The organism is Enterobacter sp. MEB024 (genome assembly GCF_030209635.1).
In the GTDB taxonomy this organism is placed as follows: Bacteria; Pseudomonadota; Gammaproteobacteria; order Enterobacterales; family Enterobacteriaceae; genus Enterobacter; species Enterobacter ludwigii.
This window is the reverse complement of sequence record NZ_JARVRQ010000003.1, coordinates 531,642-549,065: the sequence shown is the minus strand read 5'-3', so window position 1 is coordinate 549,065 and position 17,424 is coordinate 531,642. Positions and strand designations below refer to the sequence as shown.

Genomic DNA, 17,424 nt, shown 5'->3' with positions numbered 1-17,424 from the left:
GCGACTCCTTTTTCTCAGTTCCTGTTACTGAGATTCATTCCCGGCCTGGAAGTTTCTTCCACGCGACGGTGTTTCGCAAATAAACCGGCTCCGCATGCTCAACGGCCACGGTTTTGCCCGCCTCAAGCAGTTGGCAGGCGATGGGAAGCATATCCTCTGCGGCGGGCAGAAGCATGTTGCCGTCTGTCAGCGTGATCCCGGTACCGTTAGCCATCTCTGGCCATGCCGGCCATCCGGTGCCTACTGTCGCCCACTCGCCGGACAGCTGTTTCAGCCGCTCGGTCACCGCTTCCGGCTTGAGGACTGCCTCGGTCTCTTCACCGTGCCAGATGCCGTTTTCATCGCGGGTGTATTCTGCCCAGTAAACTTCCCCCATTCGGGCGTCAATGGCCGCCAGAACGCGCGTTGCCCCGGTCATGCGCCATGCGCCCTGCGCCATGGTTGCCAGCGTAGAAACACCGATCATCGGCAGTTCTGCGCCCAGCGCCAGCCCCTGCGCAATGCCAATTCCAATGCGTACGCCCGTAAAGCTGCCGGGGCCACGGCCAAAGGCCAGTGCGTCGAGGTCGGTTAAGGTGGTGTTGCCCCGGGTTAAAATCTCTTTAACCAGAGGCAGAATGCGTTGGGTGTGTTCTCGTGGGCACTCTTCGAAATGAGCAGAGATAGCACCGTCGTTCAACAGAGCAACAGAACAGGCCTCTGTCGCGGTATCAATAGCCAGAATTCGCATCAGTCGTCGCGCTCTCGCAATGGTCAGTCACAAAATGGCGCGCATCTTAGCATACTCACGGGCAAATTACTCCGCCGTTGGGTTTGCCAGGAAGCGAACCGCGCGTTTAATGTCCCGCGTGCGCGGCGCGGGCGGCAAGCTGGCAAGGAAGGTCGCACCGTAAGGGCGCATCACCAGCCGGTTATCGCATATGACCAGCACGCCGCGGTCGTCTGTGTCGCGAATCAGGCGTCCTACCCCTTGTTTAAGGGTGATCACCGCGTCCGGTAGCTGGACCTCATCAAAAGGATCGCCGCCGCGCAAACGGCAATCTTCCATACGTGCCTTCAGCAGCGGATCGTCCGGCGAAGTAAACGGCAGTTTATCGATGATCACCAGTGACAGGGTATCTCCCCGCACGTCCACCCCTTCCCAGAAGCTGCTGGTGGCTACCAGCAGGGCGTTACCGGCACTGACAAACTGCTGTAACAGTTGCCCTTTGCTGGTCTCGCCCTGAAGCAGAACCGGCAAAGTCATGGTGGCGCGGAACTGCTCCGCCAGATCGCGCATCATCGCGTGGGAGGTGCAGAGCATAAAACAGCGGCCGTTGTTGGCCTCGATCATCGGCCTGAGCATTGCCGCCAGCAGGCGCGCCGCGCCGGGCTGGTTAGGCAGAGGCAGATTACGCGGAACGCAGAGCAAGGCCTGTTTTTCATAATCAAACGGGCTGGGCAGCAGCAGCGACTCCGCCTCCTCAATCCCCAGACGCCCGGTAAAGTGGTGTAGATCGTCATTCACCGAAAGGGTTGCCGACGTGAAGATCCAGCTTCCCGGTTTTTGCGCCATCACCTCTTTGAATTTATCCGCTACCGTCAGCGGCGTCAGGGCCAGCGTGAAATGGCGGGAGGTGCATTCATACCAGTAACTGAACCCCGGCTGGTTTATCTCTTTCAGCCGTTTGAGGCGTGCCCGATAGAGCGTGGCGCGCTCGAAGGCGGCATCCAGCAGTGCAGAACGGCCGAGCGATAGTTTCGCCACGTCGTAACAAAGCTCAAGGGCATCATCGAGCAGCAACAGCGCGCGCTGGATATTTTTGTCTGCCAGCAGCTCACGCAGATTACCGCGATAGCCCGGCTCCCCCAGTTGCAGGCGAAAATCCTGCGCACTTTGCGCCAGGCGGTCAGCACACTTCTGCAGCTGTTGGGTATCTTTTAACTCGGTGCGGTAGGCAATGGTGAAATCTTTCGCTAAGTCCTGCAGCTGGCGGCTGGAGAGCGACTGGCCAAAATACTGGCTGGCGATGTCAGGAAGCTGGTGGGCTTCATCGAAGATCATCACGTCCGCTTCCGGGATCAGTTCGCCAAAGCCGCTATCTTTAACCACCATATCGGCAAGGAAGAGATGGTGGTTTACCACCACGACATCCGCATCCATGGCGGTTTTACGCGCTTTCACCACAAAACAATCTTTATACAGCGGGCAGTCGCTCCCCAGGCAGTTGTCGTTGGTACTGGTGACCAGCGGCCAGGCGGGAGAGTCTTCCGGCACGCTCGCGCAGGTGCTGATATCCCCCTCCTCCGTCTGATTGGCCCAGGCGCGAAGAATAATGACATCGCTGAGCGTCTGCACCGGCAGATCACCGCCCGCCAGCGCCTGCTGCTCAAGCCGTTCAAGGCAGAGGTAGTTGGAGCGGCCTTTCAGCAACGCCAGGCGGCCTTTATACTTCAGGGCGTTGGCGACCGTGGGCAGATCGCGGCTGTAAAGCTGGTCCTGCAGCGCTTTAGACCCGGTGGAGATGATCACTTTCTTTTTAGCCCGCAGCGCTGGCGCCAGGTAGGCATAGGTTTTGCCCGTGCCGGTACCGGCTTCCACCACCAGCGGCTGCGCGGTGTCGATTGCGCGGGCCACGGCATGCGCCATCTGCCGCTGGGGTTCACGCGGTTTAAAACCGGGAATCGCCTGTGCTAACTGACCTTCTGGGGAAAAATCGTCTGCCACGTTGCTCTCTCACTGTATTTTTGCACAGGGATTATGTCAGCCCATCCTCTCCAGTGCCACCCCAAATAGTGACGAGGGGAACACAATATGGCAGTCTTGCCGACTGACATGAAAATAACGAGGAAACGTTTATGACAATTGTGCGCATTGATGCCGAAGCACGCTGGTCTGATGTGGTCATCCATAACCAGACGCTTTACTACACCGGTGTACCGGAAAATCTCGACGCAGATGCCTTCGAACAGACGGCGAATACGCTGGCGCAGATTGACGCCGTGCTGGAAAAGCAAGGCAGCGACAAATCACGCATTCTGGATGCGACCATTTTTCTTGCCAGTAAAGACGATTTTGCGGCGATGAATAAAGCCTGGGATGCCTGGGTTGTGGCGGGACATGCGCCCGTACGGTGTACCGTACAGGCGACGCTGATGAAGCCGGAATACAAAGTCGAAATTAAGATTATCGCGGCGGTTTAAGCCGGATTACTCCTCTTCATCATCCTCAAAACGCGCCACGATCCGCTCGCCGGTGTGGGTGGCGCGAAGTTCATTAGCAACTTGCGTGATCGCCTGTCCGCTGCTCATCCCCTGGGACATCAGTTCCTGAATACGCTCAACCGCTTTCTGCTGCTGGTCATGGCTCAGAGAAGGTAAACCTGCAAACATTGTCAACTCCTGCTAAATTATCCGCGCTAATTATTTCACGCTGCCCGGTAGTATGCCACACATGAACCCGTTACCCCCTACAGTCATTTCGTTACCCTGGCGTTCAGACGCCGCGGAATTCTGGTTTGCACGTCTCAGCCATCTTCCTTTTGCGATGTTGCTGCACTCCGGTTATGCGGATCATCCCTATAGCCGCTTTGATATTCTGGTTGCCGACCCTCTGCAGACCCTGATAACACAAGGGAATGTGACTACGACGGGCGAAACGCAGTCAACGGACGATCCGCTGTCATTACTTCAGCAGGCGCTGGACGCGCTGGACTTAACCGTCCCGCAAAATCCCGACCTTCCCTTCCAGGGAGGTGCGCTGGGCTTGTTCGGCTATGATTTAGGTCGCCGCTTCGAAACCTTGCCGGAGACTGCGCAGGACGACATTCCGCTGCCGGATATGGCGGTGGGGCTTTACGACTGGGCAATAATCGTCGATCACCACAAGCAGGCGGTCTCTCTGCTCAGCCATCAGGATGTGTCCGCCCGGCTTGCCTGGCTTGAGGCACAGGTCCCCGTCGCGACAGCGGATTTCCACCTGACCTCTGCGTGGCGCGCCAACATGACCGCGCGGGAGTACGCCGCGAAGTTTGAGCGGGTTCAGGGCTATCTGCAGAGTGGTGATTGCTATCAGGTCAACCTTGCCCAGCGTTTTCAGGCAACCTGTGAAGGCGATGAGTGGCAGGCATTTACCCGCCTCAACGCCAGTAACCGGGCACCGTTCAGTGCATTTCTGCGCCTGGAACAGGGCGCTATCCTGAGCCTCTCGCCCGAGCGTTTTATTCATCTTGCCGATGGCACTATTCAGACGCGACCGATTAAAGGCACGCTTCCCCGCCTGGCCGATCCTGTTGCCGACCGCCAGCAGGCGGAAAAACTGGCGGCCTCGTTAAAAGATCGCGCTGAAAACCTGATGATTGTCGACCTCATGCGTAACGACATTGGCCGGGTCGCCGTACCGGGAAGCGTGCGTGTCCCTGAACTGTTTGTCGTCGAGCCGTTCCCCGCGGTGCATCACCTGGTCAGCACCATTACCGCACAACTGCCCGCCTCGCGCACGGCCTGCGATCTGCTTCGCGCCGCGTTCCCGGGGGGCTCGATAACCGGCGCGCCTAAAGTGCGGGCAATGGAAATAATCGATGAGCTGGAACCGCATCGTCGAAACGCCTGGTGCGGCAGCATTGGCTATATCAGTCTCTGCGGTACGCTGGATACCAGCATCACCATTCGAACGCTGACCGCCTGTAACGGGAATCTGTACTGTTCTGCAGGGGGCGGAATTGTTGCTGATAGCCAGGTCGATGCGGAATATCAGGAAACCTTTGATAAAGTTAACCGTATCCTGAAACAACTGGAGTAATGACGGGTGGAAAAAGAGAACCTGACGCTGGATGATTTTCTGTCGCGCTTTCAGCTTTTGCGGCCCAACGTGAGCCGCGAAGCCCTCAATCAACGTCAGGCAGCGGTGTTGATCCCGGTGGTCCGTCGTGAGCAGCCGGGCCTGCTGCTCACCCAGCGTTCGCCACATTTACGTAAGCACGCCGGTCAGGTCGCCTTTCCGGGTGGTGCCGTGGACAGTTCTGACGCCTCGCTGATTGCCGCCGCGCTGCGTGAAGCCCAGGAAGAGGTCGCCATTCCGCCTGAAGCGGTTGAGATCATTGGCGTGCTGCCGCCGGTCGACAGCGTGACCGGTTTTCAGGTCACACCGGTGGTCGGCATTATCCCGCCGGATCTGCAATATCACGCCAGCGTCGATGAAGTGTCTGCGGTGTTTGAGATGCCGCTGGAAGAGGCTCTTCGGCTCGGGCGTTATCATCCGCTGGATATCCAGCGTCGGGGTCATGCGCACCGGGTGTGGTTGTCCTGGTATCAGCATTATTTTGTCTGGGGCATGACGGCGGGCATCATTCGTGAACTGGCGCTGCAAATCGGCCTGAAGCCTTGACTATACTTTACATTCCACCCTCTTCTGCCAGGTTTGCGATCGGCGTCGCGCTATTAGCAAAACCATCGTTAACCATTAGTTTAATTCATGTGAATAGTTAAGCCGAGGTCGGTCTTCCCTCTTACACTATGCGCAGTTATAACATCGTTACTGGAACCCCGGTAACCCTGTCAGGAGTGTGAAAGTGATTAGTATATTCGACATGTTCAAAGTGGGAATTGGCCCTTCGTCTTCCCATACTGTTGGCCCGATGAAGGCCGGTAAACAGTTCGTCGATGATCTGGTCGAAAAAGGATTACTGGAAAGCGTTACCCGTGTCGCCGTGGATGTTTACGGCTCACTGTCATTAACGGGTAAAGGCCACCACACCGATATCGCCATTATTATGGGTCTGGCGGGCAATATGCCGGATACCGTGGATATTGATGCCATTCCGGCATTTATCCGCGACGTGGAAACGCGCGGCCGCCTGCTGCTGGCAAACGGTCAACATGAAGTGGATTTCCCGCATGATGACGGCATGCGTTTTCGTAGCGATAACCTCTCCCTGCATGAAAACGGTATGCAGATCCACGCCTTTAACGGCGACAAAGTGATCTACAGCAAAACCTATTACTCCATTGGCGGTGGTTTTATTGTTGATGAGGAACACTTCGGCAAAGATACAACGGGTGATGTGAACGTACCTTACCCGTTCAAGTCCGCCAAAGAGATGCTGGACTACTGCCATGAAACCGGTCTGTCACTTTCCGGCATGGTGATGCAGAACGAACTGGCGCTGCACAGCAAAAAAGAAATTGAAGACTATTTTGCGAACGTGTGGCAAACCATGCAGGCCTGTATCGATCGCGGCATGAACACCGAAGGCGTACTGCCTGGGCCACTGCGCGTACCGCGTCGCGCCTCTGCGCTGCGCCGTATGCTGGTCACCACAGACAAATTCTCTAACGACCCGATGAACGTGGTCGACTGGGTGAACATGTTTGCGCTGGCGGTGAACGAAGAAAACGCCGCGGGTGGCCGGGTGGTGACTGCACCAACGAACGGCGCGTGCGGTATCGTTCCGGCGGTACTGGCCTACTACGATCACTTTATTGAACCCGTAACGCCTGATATCTACATTCGCTACTTCCTGGCAGCAGGGGCGATTGGTGCGCTGTACAAGATGAATGCGTCTATCTCTGGCGCTGAAGTGGGCTGTCAGGGTGAAGTGGGCGTGGCCTGTTCTATGGCCGCGGCCGGTCTTGCAGAACTGCTGGGCGCCAGCCCGGAGCAGGTCTGCGTGGCGGCTGAAATCGGTATGGAACATAACCTCGGTCTCACCTGTGATCCGGTTGCGGGTCAGGTGCAGGTACCGTGCATTGAACGTAACGCTATCGCATCGGTAAAAGCGATCAACGCCACGCGTATGGCCATGCGCCGTACCAGCGAGCCACGCGTTTCGCTGGACAAGGTTATCGAGACCATGTACGAAACCGGTAAAGACATGAACGCCAAATATCGTGAGACCTCCCGCGGCGGTCTGGCGATAAAGGTGCAGTGCGACTAACCGTTTCGCCTCAACGCCTCTCTCGCCCATCTTCCACGGATGGGCGAATTTTTATCCCTTTCTCGTCGACTTAATATTTCCCCACTACACTTGCTGTGTTGCCTCGGCTTTTGGTGCTGAAGGCGTATTGGGCGGCCTCCCATGCAAACAGCACAGAGGATCATAAAAAAGTATCGCCGAAAACGCGTCATCGTCTGCGTGATGGTTGCGCTTCTTACGCTCATCATTACGCTGGGTATACGCTTTATTTCACAGCGTAACGTAAATCAGCAAAACACCCTGAACTTTGCGGCGCACTCCGTCAACGTGCTGGATAACGTCTTATTGCCGCTGGAAAAAGGGCGCAACCCGCTGCTGGCACTGGTCGGAGCGCCCTGCTCTCAGGCGCATTTAGTGTTACGAAAACAGGCGGCCTCACTGCAAACGGTGCGCTCAATTGCACTGGTCAAAGACGGTATCCTTTACTGTTCAAGTATTTTCGGCAATCGCGACGTCCCGTTGCGAGAGATTCAGCCTGCCCTGCCCTCCGCCGAAACAAAACTGGTGCTCTCCACCGACAAATCCTTGCTCAAGGGAAGCCCGATCCTGATCCAGTGGTATCCGGTTTCTGATAGCGGAGAAGATGGTGTGATGCAGATTGTGAATATCGATCTCATCACTCGCCTGATGCTGGAGCCACAGCGCCCGCTTATCACCGACGTGGCCCTGACCGTAGGGGATAAATACCTGCGCTACGGTGAAAATGTCTCCGACTCGCTGACAATAAACGATGATGAGAGGGTTCTGCGCCAGCAATCCAGCCATTTCCCGTTCACCATTACCGTCAGTGGCCCGGGAGCCAGCGAGCTGGCGTTGATATATTTGCCCTCTCAGCTGCCGCTGGCGCTGATGCTCAGTCTCCTGATGGGTTACGTCGCCTGGCTTGCGACCGCGAACCGCATGAGTTTTACCTGGGAAATTAACCTTGGCCTGGCCGCGCGTGAATTTGAGCTGTTTTGCCAGCCGCTGCTGAATGCCCGCACGCAGAAATGCGTGGGGGTGGAGATCCTGCTGCGCTGGAACAACCCCCGTCAGGGATGGATCTCCCCGGACGTTTTTATTCCGCTCGCCGAAGAGCACAACCTGATTATCCCTCTCACACGTTACGTCATTAACGAGACGGTGAGTCAGATTGGCTATTTTCCGGCAACGCCCGGCTTCCACATTGGCATCAACGCCGCCGCCAGCCATTTCCGGCATGGAACGCTCATTCAGGACCTGAACCGCTACTGGTTCAGTGCGCATCCCACCCAGCAGCTGATTGTTGAGCTGACGGAGCGTGACGCGCTGCAGGACGTGGATTACCGCATTGTAAGAGAGTTACACCGTCAGGGCGTGAAGCTGGCCATTGATGATTTTGGCACCGGCAATAGCTCACTCTCGTGGCTGGAAAAGCTGCATCCGGACGTGCTGAAAATTGATAAGTCTTTTACCAGCGCTATCGGCACTGATGCCGTGAACTCCACGGTGACGGACATCATCATTGCGCTCGGTCAACGGCTTAGCATTGAGCTGGTGGCTGAAGGGGTAGAAACGCCCGAGCAGGCGCGGTATTTGCGTCATCACGGGGTAGAGGTACTGCAGGGATTTTTGTTTGCGCAGCCTATGCCGCTGAGGGAATTTCCGCAATGGCTGGCGGAGAGTTCGTCTCCGCCAGCACCGCGTAACGGGCATATCGTTCCGCTGATGCCGTTACGCTAGGCTCAGTTACTCTTCTTCGTCGTGGGCCGACTGCTCTTTAACAATGCGCACCATATCGACGCGATAGTCATTCGCTTCGATTATCGTGATCTGCAGCGGAGGCAGTTCGATGATATCGCCGGTTCGCGGGATTTGTCCGTTGACGGCAATAACCAGCCCAGCCACGGTCGCAATGTCCTCTTCATCGTTGATGATGTTTTCCAGACCCAGCGTGTGCTGTAGCGCGTGCAGATCGGTGGTGCCTTTCACCAGCCAGCCGTCACCGTCGGAGACAATTTCCGGGGTTTCATCCGCATCCGGGAATTCACCGGCAATGGCTTCAAGCACGTCGAGCGGCGTCACCAGACCCTGCACCACACCAAATTCATTGGTGACGATAACAAAGCTACCGCGTGCGCGGCGCAGGACGCCAAGCAGGTTGATAGGATCCAGCGTTTCCGGCACCACAATCGCCGGTGATGCGGCGGCGACAGCTTCGACGTTAATCCCCTCTTCCAGCGCCACCAGCATCTCTTTCGCACGCACCACGCCGATGATCTCGTCCAGTTCACCCCGGCAAACCGGGAACAGGCTATGCGGTGAAGAGAGCAACTGCTGGCGAATCTCATCAACACTCAGGCGGGAATCGACCCAGCTGATTTCACCGCGCGGGGTCATGATGCCGCGCAGCGAGCGGGAGGCCAGGGAGAGCACGCCGTTAATCATATAGCGCTCTTCTTCCACAAATGCCCCTTCCGGGACGGGAACCGGGTTACGGCTTTCATTGTCATTCTGTACGTTGACCTGACGGCGACCGCCCATCAGACGCAGAATCGCATCAGCCGTACGCGCACGCAGCGGCTGGGTAGACTGCTGCTTGATAAAGTTATGTCGTGCAATCTGGTTAAACAGCTCGATGAGGATCGAGAAGCCAATGGCTGCGTACAGGTAGCCTTTTGGTATATGGAAGCCAAAACCTTCCGCCACCAGGCTCAGACCAATCATCAGCAGGAAGCTAAGGCAGAGCACCACGACCGTCGGATGCTGATTCACAAAGCGCGTCAGTGGCTTAGACGCCAGCAGCATCACCGCCATCGCGATAACCACCGCAGCCATCATCACCGGGAGGTGGTTCACCATGCCGACAGCCGTGATCACCGCATCCAGCGAGAAGACCGCATCAAGCACCACGATCTGCAGTACCACGACCCAAAAACTGGCATAGCCTTTACCGTGTCCATCATCGTGCTGGCGATTTTCCAGCCGCTCGTGAAGCTCTGTCGTCGCTTTGAAAAGCAGGAATATCCCCCCGAGCAGCATGATCAAATCACGGCCGGAGAAGGTGAAATCCATGACGGAAAAAAGCGGCTTCGTCAGCGTAACCATCCACGAGATCACGGACAGCAGTGCCAGACGCATGACCAGTGCCAGAGAGAGGCCGATCAGACGCGCTTTATCACGTTGTTTTGGCGGCAGTTTGTCCGCAAGGATGGCAATAAACACCAGGTTATCAATGCCGAGAACAATCTCAAGCACGACCAGCGTGAGCAATCCCACCCAGATTGACGGGTCCATTAAGAATTCCATGAAACGCTCCTGCTAACGGAATGACCAAACGGTGCCCCACTCAACGTGGGCAAAACAGATGTAGACAGAGTCGATACGTGGCGAGGATCGCCGGTGAAACAGGCGCGGAATGGCCTGGAGGATGACTGACGTCGGTGACGGTCCATATAGTGGGCTGTAGCCCTATACTCCTGAACAATTAAACGGAGGCTAAACATATCAGAGACAATGCGTTTTTAGCAAAGATTTACGTTCCTTTGCAAAGATCTGTAACACAGCTGCTTTACCTTACAGATAATTCTGTAACCCATAGCTAAATTACGGATCTTCATCACATAAATTATTTTTTCACTATCTAAAATAATTCGCGGAAGTCTTAGTTTTTTAACTCTAACCCTTTTCTGAATCGATTCGGTTGGCCAGATACGATTCACAGTGCGACTGCCTGGCAGGCGTATTAATGATAATAAAAGGAGGTAGCAAGTGACCATTGCTATTGTCATAGGCACACATGGTTGGGCTGCAGAGCAGTTACTCAAAACAGCAGAGATGCTGTTGGGTGAGCAGGAAAACGTCGGCTGGATCGATTTCGTTCCCGGTGAAAACGCTGAAACGCTGATTGAGAAGTACACTGCTCAACTGCAGAAACTGGATACCAGCAAAGGCGTGCTGTTTCTCGTTGATACATGGGGAGGCAGTCCGTTCAATGCTGCCAGCCGCATTGTCGTCGATAAAGAGCATTATGAAGTTGTCGCCGGGGTGAATATCCCCATGTTGGTGGAAACCTTCATGGCACGCGACGACAATCCGAGTTTCGATGAACTGGTCGCTTTGGCAGTTGAAACCGGTCGCGAAGGCGTGAAAGCGCTGAAAGCACAACCGGTTGAGAAGCCTGCTCCAGTGGCCGCGGCGCCAAAAGCCGCAGCCCCGGCGAAGCCCATGGGCCCGAATGATTACATGGTGATCGGCCTTGCCCGTATCGATGACCGTTTAATCCACGGCCAGGTGGCAACGCGCTGGACCAAAGAGACCAACGTTCGACGCATTATTGTCGTCAGCGACGAAGTTGCTGCTGATACCGTACGTAAAACCCTTCTGACACAGGTTGCTCCTCCTGGCGTTACCGCGCACGTGGTGGATGTCGCCAAAATGATCCGCGTTTATAACAACCCGAAATATGCGGGCGAGCGCGTGATGCTGCTGTTCACAAACCCGACAGACGTTGAACGCCTGGTTGAAGGCGGCGTGAAAATTACCTCCGTAAACATTGGTGGTATGGCATTCCGTCAGGGCAAAACGCAGGTCAACAACGCCATTTCAGTCGATGCGAAAGATATCGAGGCATTCAACAAGCTGAATGCACGCGGTATCGAACTGGAAGCCCGTAAGGTTTCCACGGATCAGAAACTGAAAATGATGGATCTGATCGGTAAAGTTGGGAAATAAGCCCGCGCCGGTTTTTCACATAAAGCTTATGTAATAGGAGAAGTACAATGGAGATTACCACTCTTCAGATTGTGCTGGTGTTCATCGTCGCGTGTATTGCGGGTATGGAATCCGTACTTGATGAATTTCAGTTCCACCGCCCTCTGGTGGCCTGTACGTTGATTGGTGCCGTTCTGGGTGATATGAAAACCGGGATCATCATCGGTGGTACCCTGGAAATGATTGCCCTGGGCTGGATGAACATTGGTGCGGCAGTTGCGCCTGATGCCGCGCTGGCGTCCATCATTTCTACGGTTCTGGTTATTGCCGGTCACCAGAGTATCGGTGCAGGTATTGCCCTGGCCATCCCGCTGGCAGCAGCAGGTCAGGTACTGACCATCATCGTGCGTACTATCACCGTGGCCTTCCAGCACGCGGCGGATAAGGCGGCCGAAAATGGCAACCTGACGGCGCTCTCCTGGATCCACGTCTCGTCCCTGTTCCTGCAGGCGATGCGTATCGCGATCCCGGCCGTTATCGTTGCGATCTCCGTCGGTACCAGCGAAGTACAGAGCATGCTGAACGCCATTCCAGAAGTGGTCACCGGCGGTCTGAACATCGCAGGCGGTATGATTGTGGTGGTTGGTTATGCGATGGTTATCAATATGATGCGCGCAGGCTACCTGATGCCGTTCTTCTACCTCGGCTTCGTTACTGCTGCGTTCACCAACTTCAACCTGGTTGCGCTGGGTGTGATTGGTGCAGTGATGGCGATTCTCTACATCCAGCTCAGCCCGAAATATAACCGCGTTGCGGGTGCCCCAGCGCAGGCTGCTGGTAATAACGATCTCGATAACGAACTGGACTAGCAGGTGAGCGAAATGGTTGATATGACAAAAACTACCACTGAGAAAAAACTCACTCCGGGTGATATTCGTGGCGTGTTCATCCGTTCTAACCTGTTTCAGGGTTCATGGAACTTCGAACGTATGCAGGCGCTGGGCTTCTGTTTCTCCATGGTACCGGCTATCAAACGCCTGTATCCGGAAAACAACGAAGCGCGCCGTCAGGCGATTAAGCGTCACCTGGAATTCTTTAACACCCATCCTTATGTGGCGGCTCCGGTTCTGGGCGTGACGTTGGCGATGGAAGAGCAGCGTGCAAACGGCGCAGAGATTGACGATGGTGCCATCAACGGTATCAAAGTCGGTCTGATGGGTCCGCTGGCAGGCGTCGGTGACCCGATCTTCTGGGGTACCGTGCGTCCGGTCTTCGCGGCGCTGGGTGCCGGTATCGCCATGAGCGGAAGCCTGCTTGGGCCACTGCTGTTCTTCATCCTGTTCAATGCGGTGCGTCTGCTGACCCGTTACTACGGTGTGGCTTACGGTTACCGTAAAGGGGTGGACATCGTTAAGGATATGGGCGGCGGCTTCCTGCAGAAACTGACTGAGGGGGCGTCAATCCTCGGCCTGTTTGTCATGGGGGCACTGGTTAACAAGTGGACGCACGTGAACATCCCGCTGGTGGTGTCCACCATCACCGGTCAGGATGGTCAGACCCGTGTTACCACCGTGCAGACGATTCTGGACCAGCTGATGCCGGGTCTGGTACCGCTGCTGCTGACCTTCGCCTGTATGTGGCTGCTGCGTAAGAAAGTTAACCCGCTGTGGATCATTGTTGGCTTCTTCGTCATCGGTATCGCGGGCTACGCTGTCGGTCTGCTGGGCCTGTAAGACATCACGTAATACGCCGGGGGCTTGCCCCCGGTTTTTTTATCTGGAGGATGAATGACTGTCACGGACATCGTACTGGTTTTGTTTATTGTGGCCCTTCTGGCATATGCGATCTATGACGAGTTCATCATGCCCCGCCGCCACGGCGAAACGCTGCTCTCCCTGCCCCTTCTGCGACGCGGCCGCGTGGATGCGTTTATCTTCGCCGGTCTCATCGTCATTCTAATTTACAACAACGTGACCGGTCATGGTGCAATATTAACCACATGGTTATTATGTGCGCTGGCATTAATGGCGATTTATCTGTTCTGGATCCGTGTTCCGAAAATCATTTTTAAAAGCCGCGGATTTTTCTTTGCCAATGTATGGATAGAATATAACCGTATTAAAGAGATGAATTTATCGGAAGACGGTGTACTGGTGATGCAATTAGAGCAACGCCAGCTGCTTATTCGGGTCAAGAATATTGACGACCTGGAAAGAATATACAAACTTATGCTTAAAACTCAGTAAGTTAACCACATAGCTTTGGCTATATTCTGCGTTTATTTTGCGCACCTGATATAGCCAAAGCTATATTCCATTCTGTCATTTCTCTTATATTTATTAACGTTATTTTCACGCATAAATCTAAATGAAAATCGTTATCAACGCCTTGACGAAATAATGCCGTTTCATTGTTGTTTTATATTCTCAAAATATGTTAAGGTTGCGCCCGTCGTTGGGGAGTAGCTGATTTCCTGTTCGCAGGAAATGTACGTGTCAACATACTCGTTGAAAAACGTGGCACGTACGGACCGTTTGCCGCACAGATTTGTGCAAGGCGGTCAGGCGAGACCATAGATACATCAACTGCTGTTTACTGGGGGCAGTGATGTGTCATATGGATATCTCCCGGTCTGGACGCTTTAATGAATATCTCCGCAACCCTTCTTCTTGCTTTCGGTATGTCCATGGACGCTTTTGCCGCTTCCATCGGTAAAGGTGCCTCGCTGCACAAACCCAAATTCTCTGAAGCGCTTCGCACAGGCCTTATCTTTGGTGCTATCGAAACGCTGACACCGCTCATCGGCTGGGGTCTTGGTATGCTGGCAAGCCAGTTCATACTGGAGTGGAACCACTGGATCGCTTTCGTGCTGCTCGTATTTCTGGGGGGGCGAATGGTGATTGAAGGTTTTCGCGGCAATGGCGATGAGGAAGACGAGCCGCAGCACCGCCACGGTTTCTGGCTGCTGGTGACCACTGCCATCGCCACCAGTCTCGACGCCATGGCCGTCGGCGTGGGCCTGGCATTCCTGCAGGTCAATATTATTGCGACCGCGCTGGCCATTGGTTGTGCCACGCTGATTATGTCGACGCTGGGAATGATGGTTGGCCGGTTTATTGGCCCTCTGCTGGGCAAACGCGCCGAGATCCTGGGCGGTATCGTGCTGATTGGCATTGGTGCCCAGATCCTCTGGGCACACTTCGCCGGTTAATCTTCGCTCTGCCAGCAGTGGATACTGAAATCCGTCTGGCAGCGAAACGTTGTTTGCTTCGCTAAGGTTTCCCACACGTCCGGTTTCGCCCGCCATGCAAATGGCGTCATCTGCAACAACGCTACAGCTTCTTCCCCTGCCAGGTTCATCTCGTAGGCCAGAGTCTGCTCCTGCTTCAGCGTAAAGCCCGCCAGTTGCTCAGAATGTGGCGCATGCAGCCGAACATCATCATAGATAAGCCCTTTAAGCTCCATCAGATGTCGGGGACCTGGCGTGACGGTAATGACCCATCCGCCCGGTTTGATAACGCGTGCCAGCTCCTGCGCCTTACAGGGCGCATAGATGCGGATAACCGCATCCATGCTGGCATCGTCAAACGGCAGCCGGTGGCTCGATGCCACGCAGAACGTCACGCCGGAGTAGCGTTTTGCCGCCGCGCGGATAGCCACTTTGGAAACATCCAGACCAAATGTCTGCGCACCCTTCTCTTGTGCAACCTCAGCAAACCGCGCGGTGTAATACCCTTCCCCGCAGCCAATATCCAGCACGCCTGCTGCACTGTCAGTCAGATTATCTTCCAGCAATTGCGCGACGGCCTCTCTGAGTGGCTGATAGTGCCCGGCGTCGAGAAATGCCCGGCGTGCCTGCATCATCTCAGCACTGTCACCCGGATCGCGCGAGCGCTTATGCTGCACCGGCAGAAGATTCACGTAGCCTTCTTTCGCCATATCAAACTGATGTCCCTGCGGACAGGCATAACTTTTTTCTGATCGCGTCAGACGCGCGTGGCAAAGGGGACAACTGAAGGACATGGCAGCTCCGGGGCGTAAATCAAAGGGCGAAGTGTACCGCTATTCGCCCCGGTATAAAACGCCTGGGTTAACGCATGACGATAAGGTGCGAGGAATCAGGCGCCAGACCATCGGGTTTGACGTTCTCAAGACGCAATACGTTACCCATAATCTCGCTGAATACCGGTGCGGAGACGGCGCCGCCATAGTACGCTCCGTTTTGAGGATCGTTAATCACGACCACCAGCGCAAAACGCGGATCGCTGGCAGGCGCGACGCCCGCGGTATAGGCAACGTATTTATCGACATATTTGCCGCTATCATCGATTTTCTTCGCCGTACCGGTTTTCACCGCCACACGGTAATCACGCACCGCAGCCTTAACGCCGCCCCCGCCCGGCAGCGCAACGCTCTCCATCATATGCTCGACCTGATGAGCAATCTCTTCCGGCATGACTCTGTGCCCGATAACGGGTGGATCGATACGGGTAATTGAGAGGGGCCGTTCCAGCCCGAAGCCGCCGATGGTGGCATAGACGTGCGCCAACTGGAGGGGGGTGACCATCAGACCATAGCCAAAGGCGAAGGTCGCCCTGTCGAGCTGGCTCCAGTATTTACGCTGGGGTAACAGACCGGCGCTCTCGCCGGTTAAGCCAAGCCCGGTGTTTGTACCAAAACCAAAGTTCCGGTAGGTATCAATCAGGTGCTGAACAGGCATCGCCAGCGAGAGGCGAGATACGCCAGTGTCGCTCGATTTTTGCAGGATCCCGGTCATCGAGAGTTCAGGGTAGTAACCCACATCCCGAATGCGGTGCCCGTCAAGCATATACGGATGGGTGTCAATGACGCTGTCAGGCTGCACCAGCCCCTGTTGCAATGCCGTCATCAGCACAAGCGGCTTCACGGTTGAACCTGGCTCGAACGTATCGCTGATGGCACGGTTACGAAAATCGTCTATTATCGCGCCCTGGCGGTTATTGGGGTTGAAATCCGGATAGCTCGCCATCGCGAGGATTTCACCGGTGGGGATATTAATGAGCACTGATGCCCCCGACTCCGCCTTGTTCCAGGCCACTGCGTTATCAAGCGCATCTTCGGTGATGGTTTGCAGGCGCTCATCAATACTGAGCTGAATATTGTGCGCAGGCACCGGCGCGACTTCCGTCAGATTCTCCACCACGCGACCGTAACGGTCTTCTCTGACCTGGCGGACGCCCGGCTTGCCTGTTAGCTGGGTGTTGAAACTTTTCTCTACCCCCTCAATACCCTGACCGTCAATATTGGTGAAACCAATCAGGTTTGCCGCCACATGCCCGGCAGGATAAAAACGGCGTGATTCATCGCGTAAATTGATACCCGGCAAATTCAGCTTATCGATCCATTTTGCCTGAGCAGGATCCACCTGCCGGGCAAGGTAGATGAACCTCCCCTGTGGATTCGCGTTAATCCGTGATGACAGGGTGTTCAGGGAGAGATGTAACGCATTCGCCAGCGCCTGCCAGCGATCGTCAAAGCCCACGCCCCCTTTTGCCAGCACCGTTTTTGGGTCGGCCCACACGGCCCTGACCGGGACACTGACCGCCAGCGGCCGGCCCTCACGATCCATGATCATTCCGCGGGGAGCATCAATCGGCAGTTCGCGTAGCGATCGCATATCCTCCTGCTTGACCAGGTTGTCAGGTTTAATAATTTGCAGCCAGGCAACGCGGCCCAGCAAAAACGCCAGACTGCAAAAAATGGCTAAACAGAGCAGCGCAAAACGCGCCGGCGTGAAATTGCCGGCGGTCGTTATCATTTT

General features: G+C 55.4%; 17 protein-coding genes and 1 riboswitch. Of the genes, 10 read left to right on the top strand and 7 right to left on the bottom strand.

The window, feature by feature from the left end:
- Nucleotides 1–34: 34 nt before the first annotated feature.
- A complete protein-coding gene (gene tsaB, locus QRN24_RS08810; protein ID WP_014170589.1) occupies nt 35–730 on the bottom strand; it encodes a tRNA (adenosine(37)-N6)-threonylcarbamoyltransferase complex dimerization subunit type 1 TsaB in 696 nt (231 codons plus the stop codon).
- A gap of 66 nt (nt 731–796) precedes the next feature.
- Nucleotides 797–2,707, bottom strand: coding sequence for a DNA repair helicase YoaA (yoaA, locus tag QRN24_RS08805; RefSeq protein ID WP_014170590.1), 1,911 nt, complete (start codon nt 2,705–2,707; stop codon nt 797–799).
- A 131-nt stretch (nt 2,708–2,838) separates the two neighbouring features.
- Between yoaA and QRN24_RS08800 the strand changes: the two genes are divergently transcribed.
- Complete coding sequence (locus QRN24_RS08800) at nt 2,839–3,183, top strand: RidA family protein (protein ID WP_014170591.1); 345 nt, start codon at nt 2,839–2,841, stop codon at nt 3,181–3,183.
- Between the two features lie 6 nt (nt 3,184–3,189).
- Here the strand turns inward: QRN24_RS08800 and QRN24_RS08795 are convergent, their stop codons facing one another.
- Nucleotides 3,190–3,372, bottom strand: coding sequence for a YoaH family protein (locus QRN24_RS08795; RefSeq protein ID WP_020883426.1), 183 nt, complete (start codon nt 3,370–3,372; stop codon nt 3,190–3,192).
- A 61-nt stretch (nt 3,373–3,433) separates the two neighbouring features.
- On the opposite strand from QRN24_RS08795, the gene pabB reads away from it, so the two are divergent.
- The 4 genes from pabB (at nt 3,434) to pdeD (ending at nt 8,654) form a co-directional block, all read left to right on the top strand.
- On the top strand, nt 3,434–4,780 hold the full coding sequence (pabB, locus tag QRN24_RS08790) for an aminodeoxychorismate synthase component 1 (protein ID WP_047955762.1): 1,347 nt from the start codon (nt 3,434–3,436) through the stop codon (nt 4,778–4,780).
- Nucleotides 4,781–4,786: 6 nt separating this feature from the next.
- Nucleotides 4,787–5,365, top strand: a complete 579-nt coding sequence (locus tag QRN24_RS08785; protein ID WP_014170594.1) for a CoA pyrophosphatase — start codon at nt 4,787–4,789, stop codon at nt 5,363–5,365.
- 184 nt (nt 5,366–5,549) lie between these two features.
- Complete coding sequence (sdaA, locus tag QRN24_RS08780) at nt 5,550–6,914, top strand: L-serine ammonia-lyase (RefSeq protein ID WP_020883424.1); 1,365 nt, start codon at nt 5,550–5,552, stop codon at nt 6,912–6,914.
- A 141-nt stretch (nt 6,915–7,055) separates the two neighbouring features.
- Nucleotides 7,056–8,654: a cyclic di-3',5'-guanosine monophosphate phosphodiesterase PdeD gene (gene pdeD / locus QRN24_RS08775; protein ID WP_020883423.1), complete on the top strand. Its 1,599-nt coding sequence runs from the start codon at nt 7,056–7,058 to the stop codon at nt 8,652–8,654.
- A 6-nt stretch (nt 8,655–8,660) separates the two neighbouring features.
- Here the strand turns inward: pdeD and yoaE are convergent, their stop codons facing one another.
- Nucleotides 8,661–10,220: a CNNM family cation transport protein YoaE gene (gene yoaE, locus QRN24_RS08770; RefSeq protein WP_014170597.1), complete on the bottom strand. Its 1,560-nt coding sequence runs from the start codon at nt 10,218–10,220 to the stop codon at nt 8,661–8,663.
- Nucleotides 10,208–10,366 carry a protein YoaL gene (locus QRN24_RS22825; RefSeq protein WP_376740023.1) on the bottom strand — a complete coding sequence of 53 codons (159 nt, stop codon included), beginning with the start codon at nt 10,364–10,366 and terminating at the stop codon, nt 10,208–10,210. The genes yoaE and QRN24_RS22825 overlap by 13 nt, the downstream gene beginning before the upstream one ends.
- A 316-nt stretch (nt 10,367–10,682) precedes the next feature.
- On the opposite strand from QRN24_RS22825, the gene manX reads away from it, so the two are divergent.
- The 5 genes from manX (at nt 10,683) to mntP (ending at nt 14,835) form a co-directional block, all read left to right on the top strand.
- The gene (gene manX, locus QRN24_RS08765) at nt 10,683–11,645 is read left to right on the top strand and encodes a PTS mannose transporter subunit IIAB (protein ID WP_014170598.1); all 963 of its coding nucleotides are present in this window, start codon (nt 10,683–10,685) and stop codon (nt 11,643–11,645) included.
- Nucleotides 11,646–11,692: 47 nt separating this feature from the next.
- Complete coding sequence (gene manY / locus QRN24_RS08760) at nt 11,693–12,493, top strand: PTS mannose transporter subunit IIC (protein ID WP_014170599.1); 801 nt, start codon at nt 11,693–11,695, stop codon at nt 12,491–12,493.
- 12 nt (nt 12,494–12,505) lie between these two features.
- The gene (locus QRN24_RS08755) at nt 12,506–13,357 is read left to right on the top strand and encodes a PTS mannose transporter subunit IID (RefSeq protein WP_006810994.1); all 852 of its coding nucleotides are present in this window, start codon (nt 12,506–12,508) and stop codon (nt 13,355–13,357) included.
- Nucleotides 13,358–13,411: 54 nt separating this feature from the next.
- The gene (locus QRN24_RS08750) at nt 13,412–13,870 is read left to right on the top strand and encodes a DUF986 family protein (RefSeq protein WP_284942620.1); all 459 of its coding nucleotides are present in this window, start codon (nt 13,412–13,414) and stop codon (nt 13,868–13,870) included.
- Between the two features lie 198 nt (nt 13,871–14,068).
- Nucleotides 14,069–14,258: riboswitch (yybP-ykoY riboswitch) on the top strand.
- 10 nt (nt 14,259–14,268) lie between these two features.
- Nucleotides 14,269–14,835, top strand: a complete 567-nt coding sequence (gene mntP / locus QRN24_RS08745) for a manganese efflux pump MntP (RefSeq protein WP_014170601.1) — start codon at nt 14,269–14,271, stop codon at nt 14,833–14,835.
- On the opposite strand, the gene rlmA is transcribed toward mntP, so the two are convergent.
- Both rlmA and ftsI2 read right to left on the bottom strand, forming a co-directional pair.
- Nucleotides 14,832–15,647, bottom strand: a complete 816-nt coding sequence (gene rlmA, locus QRN24_RS08740; protein ID WP_284942619.1) for a 23S rRNA (guanine(745)-N(1))-methyltransferase — start codon at nt 15,645–15,647, stop codon at nt 14,832–14,834. The genes mntP and rlmA overlap by 4 nt on opposite strands.
- A 67-nt stretch (nt 15,648–15,714) precedes the next feature.
- Nucleotides 15,715–17,421, bottom strand: coding sequence for a peptidoglycan DD-transpeptidase FtsI2/PBP3(PARA) (ftsI2, locus tag QRN24_RS08735; RefSeq protein WP_284942618.1), 1,707 nt, complete (start codon nt 17,419–17,421; stop codon nt 15,715–15,717).
- Nucleotides 17,422–17,424 lie beyond the last annotated feature (3 nt).